This is a genomic window from Kribbella endophytica, from assembly GCF_054781295.1.
This window is the reverse complement of the sequence record NZ_BAAGUR010000004.1, coordinates 723,705-738,643: the sequence shown is the minus strand read 5'-3', so window position 1 is coordinate 738,643 and position 14,939 is coordinate 723,705. Positions and strand designations below refer to the sequence as shown.

Annotated in this window: 13 protein-coding genes; 6 read left to right on the top strand and 7 right to left on the bottom strand. The window is 68.0% G+C overall.

What is annotated here, in order from left to right; all coding sequences use genetic code 11:
- Positions 1-82: 82 nt before the first annotated feature.
- Genes ACYVIO_RS35190 through ACYVIO_RS35180 form a run of 3 tightly spaced genes read right to left on the bottom strand, consistent with a single transcriptional unit; the run spans position 83 to position 2,414 of the window.
- Entirely contained in the window at positions 83-481 is a 399-nt protein-coding gene (locus tag ACYVIO_RS35190; protein WP_460655284.1) for an MAPEG family protein, read from the bottom strand.
- Entirely contained in the window at positions 478-1,449 is a 972-nt protein-coding gene (locus tag ACYVIO_RS35185; protein ID WP_460655283.1) for an ATP-grasp domain-containing protein, read from the bottom strand. The genes ACYVIO_RS35190 and ACYVIO_RS35185 overlap by 4 nt, the downstream gene beginning before the upstream one ends.
- Positions 1,446-2,414: a glutamate-cysteine ligase family protein gene (locus ACYVIO_RS35180; protein WP_460655282.1), complete on the bottom strand. Its 969-nt coding sequence runs from the start codon at positions 2,412-2,414 to the stop codon at positions 1,446-1,448. The genes ACYVIO_RS35185 and ACYVIO_RS35180 overlap by 4 nt, the downstream gene beginning before the upstream one ends.
- A gap of 56 nt (positions 2,415-2,470) precedes the next feature.
- On the opposite strand from ACYVIO_RS35180, the gene ACYVIO_RS35175 reads away from it, so the two are divergent.
- Positions 2,471-2,950 carry a MarR family winged helix-turn-helix transcriptional regulator gene (locus ACYVIO_RS35175; protein ID WP_460655281.1) on the top strand — a complete coding sequence of 160 codons (480 nt, stop codon included), beginning with the start codon at positions 2,471-2,473 and terminating at the stop codon, positions 2,948-2,950.
- Positions 2,951-3,037: 87 nt separating this feature from the next.
- On the opposite strand, the gene ACYVIO_RS35170 is transcribed toward ACYVIO_RS35175, so the two are convergent.
- Positions 3,038-3,772 (bottom strand): SDR family NAD(P)-dependent oxidoreductase, encoded by a 735-nt coding sequence (locus ACYVIO_RS35170; protein WP_460655280.1) that lies wholly within the window; start codon positions 3,770-3,772, stop codon positions 3,038-3,040.
- A 124-nt stretch (positions 3,773-3,896) separates the two neighbouring features.
- Here ACYVIO_RS35170 and ACYVIO_RS35165 point away from each other — a divergent pair, with 124 nt between their 5' ends.
- Complete coding sequence (locus ACYVIO_RS35165) at positions 3,897-4,529, top strand: TetR/AcrR family transcriptional regulator (RefSeq protein WP_460655279.1); 633 nt, start codon at positions 3,897-3,899, stop codon at positions 4,527-4,529.
- Between the two features lie 60 nt (positions 4,530-4,589).
- Here ACYVIO_RS35165 and ACYVIO_RS35160 read toward each other — a convergent pair whose 3' ends face one another.
- From ACYVIO_RS35160 to ACYVIO_RS35150, 3 genes are read right to left on the bottom strand one after another with little or no spacing between them, the layout of a single operon-like run.
- Positions 4,590-6,611 (bottom strand): glycoside hydrolase family 36 protein, encoded by a 2,022-nt coding sequence (locus tag ACYVIO_RS35160; protein WP_460655278.1) that lies wholly within the window; start codon positions 6,609-6,611, stop codon positions 4,590-4,592.
- Positions 6,583-7,365 carry a FadR/GntR family transcriptional regulator gene (locus ACYVIO_RS35155; protein ID WP_460655277.1) on the bottom strand — a complete coding sequence of 261 codons (783 nt, stop codon included), beginning with the start codon at positions 7,363-7,365 and terminating at the stop codon, positions 6,583-6,585. Before ACYVIO_RS35155 ends, ACYVIO_RS35160 begins: the two co-directional genes overlap by 29 nt.
- Positions 7,362-8,681: an L-fuconate dehydratase gene (locus ACYVIO_RS35150; protein ID WP_460655276.1), complete on the bottom strand. Its 1,320-nt coding sequence runs from the start codon at positions 8,679-8,681 to the stop codon at positions 7,362-7,364. The genes ACYVIO_RS35155 and ACYVIO_RS35150 overlap by 4 nt, the downstream gene beginning before the upstream one ends.
- A gap of 137 nt (positions 8,682-8,818) precedes the next feature.
- Here ACYVIO_RS35150 and ACYVIO_RS35145 point away from each other — a divergent pair, with 137 nt between their 5' ends.
- From ACYVIO_RS35145 to ACYVIO_RS35130, 4 genes are read left to right on the top strand one after another with little or no spacing between them, the layout of a single operon-like run.
- Positions 8,819-11,215: a glycoside hydrolase family 95 protein gene (locus ACYVIO_RS35145; protein ID WP_460655275.1), complete on the top strand. Its 2,397-nt coding sequence runs from the start codon at positions 8,819-8,821 to the stop codon at positions 11,213-11,215.
- A complete protein-coding gene (locus ACYVIO_RS35140; protein WP_460655274.1) occupies positions 11,215-12,204 on the top strand; it encodes an ABC transporter permease in 990 nt (329 codons plus the stop codon). Before ACYVIO_RS35145 ends, ACYVIO_RS35140 begins: the two co-directional genes overlap by 1 nt.
- Positions 12,201-13,145, top strand: coding sequence for a carbohydrate ABC transporter permease (locus ACYVIO_RS35135; RefSeq protein ID WP_460655273.1), 945 nt, complete (start codon positions 12,201-12,203; stop codon positions 13,143-13,145). The genes ACYVIO_RS35140 and ACYVIO_RS35135 overlap by 4 nt, the downstream gene beginning before the upstream one ends.
- A 33-nt stretch (positions 13,146-13,178) precedes the next feature.
- Positions 13,179-14,873 carry a type 2 periplasmic-binding domain-containing protein gene (locus tag ACYVIO_RS35130; RefSeq protein ID WP_460655272.1) on the top strand — a complete coding sequence of 565 codons (1,695 nt, stop codon included), beginning with the start codon at positions 13,179-13,181 and terminating at the stop codon, positions 14,871-14,873.
- The last annotated feature ends 66 nt before the right edge of the window (positions 14,874-14,939 follow it).

The following is a 14,939-nucleotide window of genomic DNA, read 5'->3' as shown; positions in this document are numbered from 1 at the left end:
GTACGGCGGCCAAGGCGCACCCCGGATCGCTCCGCGGCCAGCGCTCACCCGAAGCCGAAGGTGAGCACTGAGACTCCGGGTTCTACAGCGTCGCGATCGCGGTCACTCCGAGGGCGACGCCGACGACGTAGGTGCCGGTTGCGCCGAGAGCGCGCAGAGGGGTGTACGCGGCGAGGGTTTTCGCGGTGAGCATGCCGGCGGCGTGCACGGTGCGGACCAGCAACGCCGCGACGGCCAGGGCGTCGACCCACCAGGTGGAGGACAGCACCGAGCAGACCAGGAGCAGGACGATCATCGTCGGGATGTACTCGGCGGCGTTGCCATGGGCCCGTACGGCGATCATCAGCGCGGAGGCGGGGTCGGTCGGCAGTTGGTTGCCGCCCTGCTTGCCGGTGATCCCGCGCTGGCGGCTGACGTTGGCACCCAGGAGGAACAGCAGGATGCCCATCAAGGCGATGCAGATGACGGTGACGGTACTCATGTGAGGACTCCCAGGGTTGATGCGGTCAGTTGGCGGACGATGTCGAGGCTGAGCTCGGTGCCGAGCAGGGCGTCGGTCTTGTGCATGCCGCCGGGGCAGGTCACGTTGACCTCGATCAGTCGGCCGGCGATGACGTCCAGACCGGCGATCGCGATGCCGTGACGGCGCAGGTGCGGACGGAGCGCGGCGACGATCGCCCGGTCGTCGTCGTCGATGTCCGCGACCGCGACCGGCGGGCCGATCCGGAAGTCGTCGACCGACGGCCGGCGCAGTACGGCGCCGACGATCTCCGCGTCGAGCAGGAACAGTCGCTTGTTGCCGTCCTCGACGCTGGACAGGTACTGCTGGGCGATCACCTGGCGACGACCGCCGTGGGTGGCGGACTCGAGCAGCGCGATCGCGGCGTGGTCGTCATCGACCAGCCAGACGTCGAGTCCGGCGAAGCCGTCGACGGGCTTGACCACCGCCGTACCGACCCTGGCCACGAAGTCGCGGAGATCGGTGACCGCGGTGCCGACGTACGTCGGTGGGCACAGTTCGGGGAAGCGCAGCGCGATGAGCTTCTCGTGCATCGCGCGGATGCCTTCGGGCCGGTTGATCACGCGGGTGCCCGCGGCCTCGACCAGGTCGAGCAGGTACGTCGTGTGCAGGTACCGCTGGTCGACCGGCGGGTCGATGCGCAGGTGCACCAGGTCGGCGCCGGCGACGTCGATGACGGCGCGGTCGCGCTCGTCCCACCAGGTCGAATCGACGATCCAGCGATGGTCGCCACCCGACGGGCGTCGCGGTCGCAGCCGGATGCGGCGGGCGTCGGCACGCACTCGGCCATCCACGACGGCGAGCTCTTCGGGCCGGCAGCACAAGACGTCGAGGCCGAGATCCTGGGTCGCACTCATCAGGCCGATGGTGGCGTCGATGTCGGGCTGCAGGCCGTTGAGCGGGTCGGTGACGAACAAGACGGTGTTCATGCGACTGGCTCCAGATCTGGGACCCGCACCAGTTCGCGACCGCGGTCTGCGATGGCGGGGTCTCCTGCGGCGGCCGCGCGCCAGTGCTCGGCCAGGTGGGGGACTTCGGGTTCGAGTGCGCGGAGCGTTCGGCGGCGCAGCTCGTCGTCGTACAGGAGGTTCTCGAGTACGGCGACCACGCGACCGAGCGCGGCCGGCTGCTGTGCGTCGAGGAAGCGGACCTCGAGATAGGTCGTCCGCGGTCGCACGGGCGGGAACAGCGTGGTCAGGTGCTCGGCCGGGCCGCCGGAGGTGAAGACCGTGGCGCCCGCCGCGAAGGACGTGTACGCCGTGATCGGGTCGTCGCCGAGCAACAGCCGCTCGTCGAATCCGGTCCGGTCGGGGTCGACCTCCAGCCAGGTGCTGAGCCTGCCGCCGGGTCCGGCGCTCCTCGCGAAGACTGCGGCCAGGAACGGGCCGGCGAGGTTGAGGACCCGCCACTGCTCGGCACCGGCACGGCCGGGCCACCAGTCCAGGCACACCTGCGTGGAGGCGGTTCGGCGCATCATCCGGCGGCCTGCTGGACCGATTGTGTCGAAGTGGCGCTGCATGGCGGCGTACCGGGGAGCCGTCAGTTGCAGCGGGACCTGAGCTTCGGGGCGCGGGTCGCAGGGGAGTGCGTCGATGCGGATCCCGGCCGTGGTGAGGTTGCGCTGGAGGTCGTCGGTCATGTCACTGACCAGGCGCATCATGGCGGCCGATCCGGGCGCGCAGGGCAGGCTCAGTTCGAGCTGACCGCCGGGTTCGAAGCCGACGTACCGCGCGGCGGCCGCCGTACGGGCTGCTCGGCGTACTCGCTCGATGGGCACGGCCGCGCCGGTCGCGGTGTCGGCGACGATGAACTCCTGCTCCACCGCGACCCGAGTCCGCCGGCGGCCTTGGGCGAACAGGCCGGTGACCAGCGTGCGTAGCTCCTTGGGATCCATGATGCCCCCTGATACTGTAAGGATTCCTGTCGAAATATTGGAAGGAATCCTTACGGATGTCAAGGGCTGAGTTGCCCCGGCCGGATCGCAAGCCGATGATCGCGCTGGTCGACCGGGCGAACCGGGCACTGCAGGCGGACATGGTGCGGACCGCGCACCGGCGCGGTCACCTCGAGGTGAAGCCCGCCCACAACTCCGTCTTCGCGACGCTGGCCGAGGAGGGCTCGCGCGCCGCGGACATGGCTGTCCGGGCCGGGATCACCCGTCAGTCGATGGGGGAGGTGATCCGTGACATGGTCGCCCTCGGCCTGCTCGAGATGCGCCCGGATCCCGAGGACCGGCGGGCCAAGCTGGTCACCTACACCGAGCACGGCCGTTGGGTCGCCGGGCGCGGGTACGAGCACCTGATCGAGCTCGACCAGCGCTTCGCCGACGAGATCGGCCGAGCGGAGTACGACACGGCGCGCGAAGTACTCGCACGAATCGCCGTACTGCTGGAACGCTGGGAAGCCGACGACCCCGGGCTCAGTCGGTGAATTCGAGCGTGCCGATGGTGCGGGCCATGTTCCCGGTGCCGATGAGGGTGATGCTGCTCATGAGGTGTGCTCTCTTTCTGGTGTGGTTCAGATGGCGGTGGTGCCGCCGTCGGCGGTCAGTTCCAGGCCGTTGACGTAGCTGGAGTCGTCGGAGGCCAGGAACAGGGCGACGGTGGCGATCTCTTCCGGGCGGCCCATCTGTCCGCGGGGGATGAGGGACTCGAAGGCGGCCCTGGTTGCCTCGTCGAAGAGTTCTTCCTGCTTGGCGGTCGCGACCTGGCCAGGGGTCAGGACGTTGACCCGGATCTTGCGGTCGCGCAGTTCGTTGAGCCAGACGCGGGCCCAGGCCTGCTGCACGGCTTTGCTTCCGGCGTACAGGCTCCAGCCGGGGAAGGCGCCGAGTGAGGCGTTGGACCCGGTCATGATGATCGAGCCGTGGTCGTTGATCAGTGGCAGTGCCTTCTGCACGGTGAACAGGGTCCCGCGCGCGTTGAGCCCGAAGGCGCGGTCGAACTGTTCCTCGGTGATCTCGCCGAGGACGGCGGGTTCTCCCATTCCGGCGCTGGCCCACAGGACGTCGATCGAGCCCTTCTCCCGCTTGACGGTGTCGTACAAGCGGTCCAGGTCGTCCAGATCGGCCGCATCACCTTGTACGGCGGTGATGTTGCGGCCGATCTCCTTGACGGCATCGTCCAGCGCGTCCTGACGCCGGGCCTGGACGAAGACGTGCGCTCCTTCGTCGACGAAGAGTTTGGCGCCGGCCAGTGCCATGCCGGTGGATCCGCCGGTGATCACCGCGACCTTGCCATCGAGCTTTCCCACGATCACTCCGCTGGGGTTGAGGAATTGGTTATGTACACCAACTTGTGTACGTAACGTATCCCGGCGATCGGGCGGAGTGCAAGCTAAGTACACCGATCGGTACCAAGCGGCCTACACTGGACGCATGACGGAGTCGGAGAAAGGGCCCCTGGGCAGACGTCGCGGCAGAGGTGCACGCGAGCGGATCCTCAGCGCGTCACAGCAGCTGTTCCGCGATCAGGGCATCAACCGCACCGGCATGGACCAGCTCTGCGCCGTGGCCCAGGTGTCCAAGCGCACGGCGTACCAGCACTTCCCGAGCAAGGACGAGCTGGTCGCTGAGTACTTGCGTCGATTCGATCCCGACGTCATGCCCGGAGTGTTCGACCGCACCGACCTCACACCTCGCGAACGACTTCTCGCCGCCTTCGAGATCCCCGCGTCCATGCCCCTGTGTCCCTACATCGCGGCGGCCGTCGAACTCCACGACCCTCAGCACCCGGCGTCCGAGTACGCCCGCGACTACAAGCTCGCCATCGCCGCGCGGCTGACCGAAACCGCCCGCGAAGCCGGCGCCGCCGACCCCGAACAACTCGGCGAACAACTGGCGCTGCTCATCGACGGCGCCTCGGCCCGCACCCGAGTCCTCAACAGCGAATCCTTCCCGACCGCTGCCGCCATCGCTGCTGTCCTCATCGACAACGCCATCCCCGCGTCATCTCCGCGGCCGCCCCGCGGAACCACCGGGTCTGCGTCCGCTGCGGTCGGAGGCCGATGACACCTCGCCGGCGGGAAGGGATCTGACGCAGGCCGAGATCGTTGGCCTGGGCGGTTCGGCTCAGGGTCGGCCAGGCGTCAGGCGGAAGACGCGCGCCGATGGTTCGAGGGTCGTGGTGGTGACGGTCAGGGAGTCGTCGGTCTGGGTGAAGGTCCAGCCGTCGAGGTCGGTGGGGAAGTGTGGGGCCACGGTCGAGTGGGGGAGCGGGAGCGTGATGGTGGACGGTCCCGCCGCGCGCTGCCACAGGGTCAGGTAGGAGACGGTCGGGCCGTTGAGGGCGAGGGCGATCCATTCGTCGTCCCACGCGGGAAGGCCCAGCGGCCAGGACGGGACGAGGGTGTCGAGGTCGGCGAGGATCTCGCGGTGTGCGGCCAGCGCCGACCGGATCAGCTCGAGCTCGGTCGCGTCCATCCGGTTCAGGTGGCCCGAGAGGTAAAGCCTGCCGGGGATGCCGTTGACGAGCGCGAAGACGAACTCCTCCCGGGTGCTGCCGCTGATCGGGTACGCCCAGTGACCCGCCTGTTCCGGCAGTACGGCGGCCGGCGCGGCTGCGGTGATCGGTGCGTAGAGCAACGGATGTTCCTGGTCCGACGTCGACTGCAGGTGCAGGCGGGACAGCATGGCGTAGTCCATCCGCATCGCGCCCGAGGCGCAGTTCTCGATCAGCAGGTCCGGATGCCGTTCCTGGAGACCGTCGAGCCAGTCGAGCAGTGCGCGGTTGTGCTCCAGAAGCCCTTGTCCCAAAGATGTTCCGCCCTTGTCGGTACCCGGGCCGGTCGTCGTGTTGTTGTCGAACTTGAAGAAGCCCACCCCGAAGTCCGCGACCAGCCGGTCGACCGTGTCGTCCAGGTGCTGCCGGGCGGCCGGGCTGCGCAGGTCGAGCAGGTACCGGCCGGACTGAGTGATCCGGGTGCCGCCGCGGGTCAGGAACGCGTCGTCGGGGAGCTCGAGCGCGACCGGCGAGCGGGTGCCGATCACTTCGGGCTCGAGCCAGAGGCCGGGCACCATGCCGCGCGCGTGGATCCGCTTGATCACTTCACCGAGTCCGTTGGGGAAGCGGGTCGTCGACGGTTGCCAGGCACCGACCGTGTTCCACCAGTCGCCTTCGGCGTACCAGCCGGCGTCGATGCAGAAGTAGTCGGCGCCGACGTCCGCGGCCGCGTCGATCAGCGGCAGCAGCTTCTCGGTGGTGGGATCACCCAGCAGGGTGTTCATGTAGTCGTTGTAGACGACCGGCATCCGGTCGTCGATCGGACGACGACGCCGTACGGCGCGGCGCTGGCGGGTGAGGGCCGCGAACGCGCCGTCCCGGTCCGGCCCGGCGACGAGTGACACCGGCACGGTCGTGAACGGCCTGTCCGCGCTGAGTTCGACGCTCCACTGGTGCTCCTGATCGGTCGGACCGCTCAGCAGCAGGTAGCCGCCGTACCGGCTCTCGCCGATCTCGTAGTGCCACGGCCCGTTGTGCTCGATCTGCCACCCGAGGGCGGACCGGGAGTCGAGCAGTACGCCGACAGGCAGCCGCTCGCCGCTCGACCACGAGTCCACGCTGGTCACCGCGGTCCGGCTTCTGGCGACGGGGCGGTGGGGAGCGCGGACGATGTCGACCAGCGCTCCGGAGCGCAACCGCTGGACGGACCACCGGCTCTCCGCCATCCAGGTCGTCTCGGCGGAGTACAGCTCGACGTCCACCGACCCGAGGCCGACGACCAGCGACGACAAGAAGGTGAGCTGCAGCGTCCCCGACCCGACGAGTGCTGCTTCCGACCAGGCGCGAACCCCGGCGCCGGCTTCGAACACGCTGGTGACCTGCAGACCCGACTCGGGATCCTCCTGGAGGATGCGCAGCGTCGTACCGGTGTCGTCGTGGCGGACGTAGCGCAGCCGCTCACCGAGCACGGTGTCGACGTGCCGGTTGTTGCTGAGCGTGCGCCCGGAGCCGACGGCCGAGACCTCGACCAACGCCTGGCCCGGTGCGCCGGTGCCGGTCTGCGGCTCGTGACCGACAGTCAGCCGGACAGGACCGTCGTCGAGGGTGAACGTCAGGGACAGGTCAGGCGTGTTCCAGTGCAGTGGTCTCATCCGGTGACTCTCTCTTCGTGCCCGTCAGGTCGAGTCCGAGGAGCGAGTCCTCGACGGTGAACAGATGCGTGGCCATCCGGACCCGCGCGCGGTCGGGGTCGTGGGCCGTGAGGGCGGACAGGATCAGGAGGTGCTCGCGGTGCGCGGTGTCGTCCGCGCCGGGCTGGGTGATGGATCGGCGCAACCGGTCGCGCATCGTCCGTCCACCCAGCGCGTCGATCAGAGCGGCCAGGACCGGGTTCCCGGCCGACTGCGCGATGATGCGGTGGAAGGCGATGTCGTTCTCGATCACGGTCTCGTGGTTGGGCTCGTCCAGCATCAGCTCGGCCTCGTTGTGGCGCAGCAGCTCGGCGGCGGCCTGCAGGTCGTCCGGGCCGATGCGCTGGGCGGCCGCGGCGGCCGCCTCGGTCTCGAGAATTCGTCGTACGCCGTGCAGGTGATGGGTTCCGCTGCCGGCCTGCAGGTCCACCACGAACCCCATCGGGGCCAGCAGGATCGACGGATCGAGCGCGGTGACGTACGTCCCGTCGCCCTGCCGGGTCTCCAGGACGCCCATGATCGACAGGGCCCGCACTCCTTCCCGCAGCGGGTTGCGCGAGACGCCGAGGGCCGCGGCGAGGTCCTTCTCGATCGGGAGCCGGTCGCCCGGGCGGAGGTCGCCGTCGACGATCATCTGCCGGATTCCCTGCACGACCACGTCGCTCTGGGAGAAGCCGGGAGTACGAGGCTGTTCGGCCACCTTGGCGGGGGTCATGGACGCGGATCCTCGCCGGCGCGGGACGACCAGTAGGTGCCTTCGGGGAATTGGTAGGTCTCCAGTGACTGCCTGTGCATCTCGGCACTGTAACCGGGCGCCGCCGGCAGTACGTACGCACCGTTGCTGACCACGCAGGGTTCGGTGAAGTGCTCGTGCAGATGGTCGACGTACTCGGTGACCCGGCCCTCGAGGCTGCCCGACACGGCGACGTAGTCGAAGACGGCGAGGTGCTGGACGAGCTCGCACAGCCCGACACCGCCCGCGTGCGGACAGACCGGTACGCCGAACGAGGCGGCGAGAAGGTAGACCGCGAGGACCTCGTTGACGCTGCCGAGCCGGGCCGCGTCGAGCTGGCAGTAGTCGATCGCCTCGGCCTGGAAGAGCTGCTTGAACAGCACCCGGTTCATGCCGTGCTCGCCGGTGGCGACACCGATGGGCGCGATGGCCTTGCGGATCGCCGCGTGGCCGAGGATGTCGTCGGGGCTGGTGGGCTCCTCGATCCACAGCGGGTCGAACTCGGCCAGGGCCTTGATCCACTCGATCGCCTGCGGCACGTCCCACACCTGGTTGGCGTCGATCATCAAGTGGCCGTCGGGGCCCAGCACCTCGCGAGCGATTCCGCAGCGCCGGACGTCGTCGGCCAGGTTCGCGCCGACCTTCAGCTTGACGTGTTTGTAGCCGCTGGCAACGGCTTCCTCGCAGAGCCGGCGAAGTTTCTCGTCGGAGTAGCCGAGCCACCCCGCGGAGGTGGTGTAGCACGGGTAGCCGGACTCCTCGATCTGCTGGATCCGTTCCTTGCGGCCCGGCTCCTGCGCGGCCAGCAGGGCGACGGCCTGCTCGGCGGTGAGAACGTCGCTCAGGTACCGCAGATCGGCAGCGGCGACCAGCTCTTCGGGTGACATCTCGGCCAGCAGTCGCCACAGCGGAAGCCCGGCCTGCCGGGCAGCCAGGTCCCAGACCGCGTTCATCACCGCGGCCAGGGCGAGGTGGATGACCCCCTTGTCCGGACCGAGCCAGCGCAACTGACTGTCCGACTGCAACTCCCGGTAGATCGCGCCGAGGTCCGAGCAGATCTCGTCGACGTCCCGGCCGATGAGCGGCTCCGCCCGTTGCACCGCGGCCGCGACGCACAGGTCGTTGCCGCGGCCGATGGTGAAGGTGAAGCCGAAGCCACTGAGACCGGGGTCGTCGGTGTGCAGGACGACGTACGCCGCGGAGTGGTCGCCGTCCTTGTTCATCGCGTCCGAGCCGTCCTGGTTCAGCGAGGTCGGGAAGCGGACGTCGATGACCTCCACCGAACTGATGCGTGGCATGCGGACCCCTCACGTTCACAATTGATGGCATCTTTATCTGCCTCGATGACGACCAAGTATGGACCAGGAGCGCACGCGGCGCTACGATCCCGGCAATTCATGGGATCAATAACTCACTCGTCTCGGAAGGCTCTGATGTGGGCGACCTGAAGAGCTCGAATCCCGCCGGTGCGCGAAGGCTGCTCTACGACCGGCCCGCCGGAACCTGGCTGGAGGCGTTGCCGGTCGGCAACGGGCGGATCGGAGCGATGTGTTTCGGGGGCGTCGGCAGCGACCGGATCGGGCTCAACGACGAGACGCTGTGGTCGGGTGGCCCCGAAACCGCCCGGCTGTTGTCGGCGCCGCTGGGCGCGACCGGCGCGGACGCCGTACAGGCCGTCCGTGATGCGCTTGAGGCGGGCGACGTTCGCCGGGCGCACGAGTTGGCGGGCGGCTTCCACTCCGGCTACTGCCAGGCCTACCTGCCGCTGGGCGATCTGCTGCTCGAAACGCGCATCGGCGGCCGGATCCCTGTGGTGGAAGAGGTTACGGCGTACCGAAGAGAGCTCGATCTCGACGGTGCGATCGCCACGACGCAGTACGAGTACGGGACAGTGGCGGTTCGGCAGGAGGTCTTCGTCAGCGCGCCGGACGGCGTGCTCGTTCAGCAGTTGACCGCGTCGGAGCCCGTCCTCGGCCTGGGCTGCCGCTTGACGTCGCAGTTGCGGGCAACGCCGTACGCCGTCGAGGACGGGCTCGGCCTGTTCGTGCAGGCACCCGCCGACGTCGCACCGCCGCACCGCGACGTGCCGGAACCCGTGCGGTACTCGGACGGTGCCGACCGCGGAATGGAGGGCGCGATCGCCTTGCGGGTAACGAGCGACGGCCGGATCCGCGCGAGCGAGGGCGAGCTCGTGGTGGAGGGCGCGACCCAGATCACCGTCGTGCTGTCCACGGCTACGGGGTACGACGGTCCGTTCGCCACGCCGACCCGGACCGCGCAGGAGTGCTGGTCGACCGCGGACCGGACCGTGCTTTCGGCGCTGGAGCGTTCGTACGACGTACTACTGGCTGATCACCAGCGAGACCATCGACGACTGTTCCGCCGTGCGTCGCTCGAGCTGGCGGGACCGGCGGAGGAATCCGCGCTGCCGACCGATGTCCGGATCGAACGAAGCTCCCAGGCCGACGACCCGGCGCTGGCCGCGCTCGCCTTCAACTACGGGCGCTACCTGATGGTCGCGGGCTCGCGGCCCGGCGGGCTGCCGACCACGCTGCAGGGAATCTGGAACGACATCCTGCGGCCGCCGTGGAGCTCCAACTTCACCGTGAACATCAACACCGAGATGAACTACTGGCCGGCCGAGACGACCAACCTGTCCGAGTGCCACGAGCCTTTGCTGCGGTACGTCGGTGACCTCGCGCGAGCCGGCCGCCGGACGTCCCAGGAGCGCTACGGCTGCGGCGGCTGGACCGCGCACCACAACACCGACGCCTGGTGCTGGTCGTTCCCCGTCGAGGGTGATCCCCGCTGGTCGAACTGGCCGATGGCCGGTGCCTGGCTGGCTCGTCACCTGTGGGACCACTACGAGTTCAGCGGCGATCTGAAGTTCCTCGGTGATTCCTGGCCGGTACTGCGGGGTGCGGCGGAGTTCTGCATCGACTGGCTGGTCGAGCTGCCCGACGGCAGTCTCGGTACGGCGCCGTCGACCTCGCCCGAGAACGACTACCTCGCCGACGACGGGCAACCCGCCTCCGTCACGGTGTCGTCGACGATGGACCTCGCGCTGATCTCGGACCTGTTCCTGCGGGTCGAGCAGGCCGCGGAACTGCTCGACGTGGTCGATCCGCTGGTCGGCGAGCTCACGACCGCCCGCAAGCGGCTGCCCGAGCCGGCGATCGGCGCTCGGGCGCAACTGCAGGAGTGGGCCGCCGACCTGCCCGAGGAAGATCCGCACCACCGGCACATGTCCCCCCTGATCGGCCTGCATCCCGGCAGCGCGATCACACCGGACGGCACGCCCGAGCTCGCCGCCGCCGCGGCCAGATCGCTGGACCTGCGGGGTGACGAAGCGACGGGATGGTCGCTGGCGTGGAAGATCTGCCTCCGCGCGCGGTTGCGCGACGCGGCCGCGGCGCACCGCCTGGTGCAGGCGTTCCTCAGACCGGCCGACGACACGGCGACCGGCCGGCCAGGCAGCGGCGCCGGTGTCTACCCGAACCTGTTCTGCGCCCACCCGCCGTTCCAGATCGACGGCAACTTCGGCGCGACCGCCGGGATCGCCGAGATGCTGCTGCAGAGCCACACCGACGAGATCGAGCTGCTGCCCGCGTTGCCGACCGAGTGGGCCAGCGGACGGGTGTCCGGCCTCAGGGCGCGGGGAGCCGTGACCGTCGACATCGCTTGGACGCCGTACGGCGTGGAGGCCGTCCTCACCGCGGACCGGGACCAGGACCGGGTCGTCCGTCACGGTGCGGAACGCGCCGACGTACGGCTGACCGCCGGAGTCGGACTCCGGGTGAACGCAGTGCTCCGCCAGGACGAGGAGGTCTGATGGCAACGCTGACGACCGTACGGCCACCGGCCGGTGAGCTTCCGGAGCGGCGGAAACGACGGCGCCGGGAACGCGTCGGGATCAAGAGGTTCCGGCGAAGTCTCGGACGGCACTGGACCCTGTACCTGTTGATGGTCGTGCCGCTGGTGTGGTTCGTCGTCTTCAAGTACATCCCGATGTCGAACTCGGTGCTGGCGTTCAAGAACTACAACGTGATCAAGGGCATCTGGGCCAGCCCGTGGGTCGGCTGGCAGAACTTCGACACGTTCTTCCACAACCCGGTGTTCTGGACCCTGGTGAAGAACACCTTCGTGCTGTCGCTCTACACCGTCGGGGCCAGCTTCCCGCTCGCGATCGTCCTGGCCCTGGCGCTGAACGAGTTGCGCACCGGACTGTTCAAGAAGACCGTGCAGCTGGTCACCTATGCGCCGTACTTCATCTCCACCGTCGTGGTCGTCTCGATGACGATCCTGCTGCTGTCGCCGCGGTTGGGCATCGTCAACGAGGGCCTCGGCTTCTTCGGCGTACCGTCCATCGACTTCCTGGGAAATCCGGACTACTTCCGGCACATCTACGTCTGGTCCGACGTCTGGCAGACCACCGGGTACTCCGCGGTGATCTACCTGGCCGCGCTGTCCGGCATCGATCCCGCCCTGCACGAGTCAGCCAGGATCGACGGCGCCAGCCGGTTGCAGCGGATCCGGCACGTGGACCTGCCGGGCATCATGCCGACCGCGGTGATCATCCTGGTACTTGCTGTCGGCAACATCATGGCGATCGGGTTCGAGAAGGCCTTCCTGCTGCAGAACCCGCTCAACCTGAGCCAGTCGGAGATCATCGCGACCTACGTCTACAAGACCGGTCTGCTCAACGCCGACTTCAGCATGGCGACCGCGGTGGGGCTGTTCAACTCGGTGATCAACCTGGCCCTGCTGCTGATCGTGAACGTCATCGCCAAGCGGATCACCGGGAACGGATTGTGGTCATGACCACTGCGACTGAGCCAAGGACGATGACCAGGGCCGAGCGCCGGGCGGCTCGCGCCCGCCGGATCCGCGAGCCGCGCACCGACCGCGTCTTCATGTTCTGCGTCTACCTGCTGCTGGTGGTGTTCGGCCTGGTCGTGCTGCTGCCGCTGCTCTACATCGTGGCCAGTTCGTTCAGCAGTCCGGAGGCGGTGTCGGCCGGCCGGGTGCTGTTCTGGCCGGTGGACTTCTCGCTGCGCGGGTACCACGCGGTGTTCCAGAACCCGCAGGTCGTCCACGGTTACGTGAACTCGTTGTTCTACACCGTGGTCGGCACCGTCGTCAGCGTCACGATGACGATCGCGATCGCGTACCCGATGTCGCGCCGTACGCTGGTCGGCCGCAACGCCGTGATGAGCCTGATCCTGTTCACGATGCTGTTCACCGGCGGGCTCGTACCGACCTACCTGGTGGTGCAGTCGGTCGGTCTGCTGGACACCCGGTGGGCGTTGATCGTCCCGCAGGCGATCGGGGTCTGGCAGGTCATCATCGCGCGGACCTACTTCCGGACCGCGATCCCGGAGGAACTGGTGGAGGCCGCCGATCTCGACGGCTGCGGGGACCTGCGGTTCCTGTGGTCGGTGGTGATCCCGCTGGCCAAGCCGATGATCGCGGTGGTGGCGCTGATGTACGCGATCCTGCAGTGGAACTCGTACTTCGACGCCCTGATCTACCTGAAGAACCCGGACCTGTACCCGCTGCAGCTGGTGCTGCGCAACATCCTCATCCTCAACACGTCCGGTGGTGGGGCCGTGGACGCGTCCGTCGCCCTGCAACGCCAGGAGCTGGCCGACCTGCTCAAGTACTCGCTGATCGTGGTGGCGAGTGTGCCGGTGCTGCTGATCTACCCGTTCGTCGCCCGCTACTTCACCAAGGGAATCCTGATCGGCGCCGTGAAGGGCTGATCCTCCGCAACACCTCGACCCTGTGAGGGACTTATGTCTGTACAGTTCACAAGGAGGAGGCAGGCCGCGGTTGCCGGCCTGAGCCTCCTGGCACTCGCGCTGGCGGCCTGCTCCGGGCAAGGCTCGGGTGACGACGCGCAGGGCAAGCCGCTGCCGACGATCACCGGGAATCCCGATGTCACGCTGAACGTGTTCGCGCCGCAGTCGGCCGACCAGAACCTCGCCACGAGCGATTTCACCAAGCTGGTGAAACAGAAGGTCAACGTCACCGTCAAGTGGCAGACCACCACGTACGACGGCGGCCCCGCCAAGGAGAAGCGGCAGATCTCGCTGGCCAGCGGCGACTATCCGGATCTGTACCTGCTGATCCCCTGGGTCGACCAGTTCACGACGGCGGAACTGCTGAAGCTGGGAAGTCAGGGTGTCGTCGTACCGCTGAACGAGCTGATCGACCAGTACGCGCCGAACATCAAGAAGGCGCTGGACTCCACGCCGGAGTGGAAGGCGATGGCGACCGCGCCGGACGGAAAGATCTACGGGATGCCGCAGTGGGTGGACTGCTTCCACTGCTCGTACCCGGACAAGCTGTGGATGAACTCGGCCTGGCTGAAGAAGCTGGGCCTCGAGCAGCCGAAGACCACCGAGGACCTGCGGAAGGTGCTCCAGGCGTTCAAGACCCAGGACCCGAACGGCAACGGCAAGGCCGACGAGATCCCGATCAGCGCGAACGTCCGCGACAGCCTCATCCCGTATTTCATGAACGCCTTCATCTACGACCCGCAAGGACAGAACAACAGCGGCGGCAACAACACCACACTGGTTCTCAACAACGGCAAGGTCGACGTCCAGGCGAACAAGGACGGCTGGCGCGAAGGCCTGCGGTACATCAACTCGCTCTACACAGAAGGCCTGATCGACAAGGGCGCCTTCACGCAGAACCCGGACGCGATGCAGCAGGAGGGCGACCACGGCGGCTCGGTCATCCTCGGCGGGGGCACCGTCATGCACTCGGGCATCTTCGTCACCGTCGGTTCGGCGGACGGGCGGGACAAGCAGTACGACGCGGTACCGCCGCTGACCGGTCCGGGTGGCGCGAACTACGCCGGCTACGTCTTCCCGAGTATTCCCGGCGCCACGTTCGTCCTGACGTCGAAGGCCACACCGGAAAAGCAGATCCAGGCGATCAAGATGCTCGACTACATCTTCACCGACGAGGGCCAGAGGAACGGGCAGTTCGGTTCCGAGGGCAAGGCCTGGACCAATCCCGGTCCCGGTGACGTGGCGCTCGACAAGTCGCTGAAGCCGAGCTTCAAGCAGATCCCGCTGAAGCCCGGCTCGACGCCGCGGAACTCCGGGTGGGGCCCGCTGGCGCAGTACAACAACACCGCGAAGTTCCGGAACTCCGAGGTGATCGACACCGACATCCACTCCCAGCCCGGGTACGAGCGCAAGCTGTTCGAGGCCACCAAGCTGTACGCCGGCAAGGAGGACAAGGCGCAGATCTACCCGTTCTGGAAGGTGTGGATCGACCCGTCGCTGGCCAGCGAGGTGGCGACTCTGCAGACCAACCTCGAGAACTACATCCAGCAGAACTCCCTGCAGTTCGTCACCGGGTCGAAGAACATCGACAGCGACTGGGACGCCTACGTCAAGGGCCTCGAGGGCCTCGGCCTGAAGCGCTACCTGGAGATCCAGCAGACGGCGTACGACAAGGTCCCCACCAAGTAACTCAGCCCCGGACCGGCCGGTTGGTGAACGGCCGGTCCGGTGTCCTGTCCACTGTCACGAGGAGAA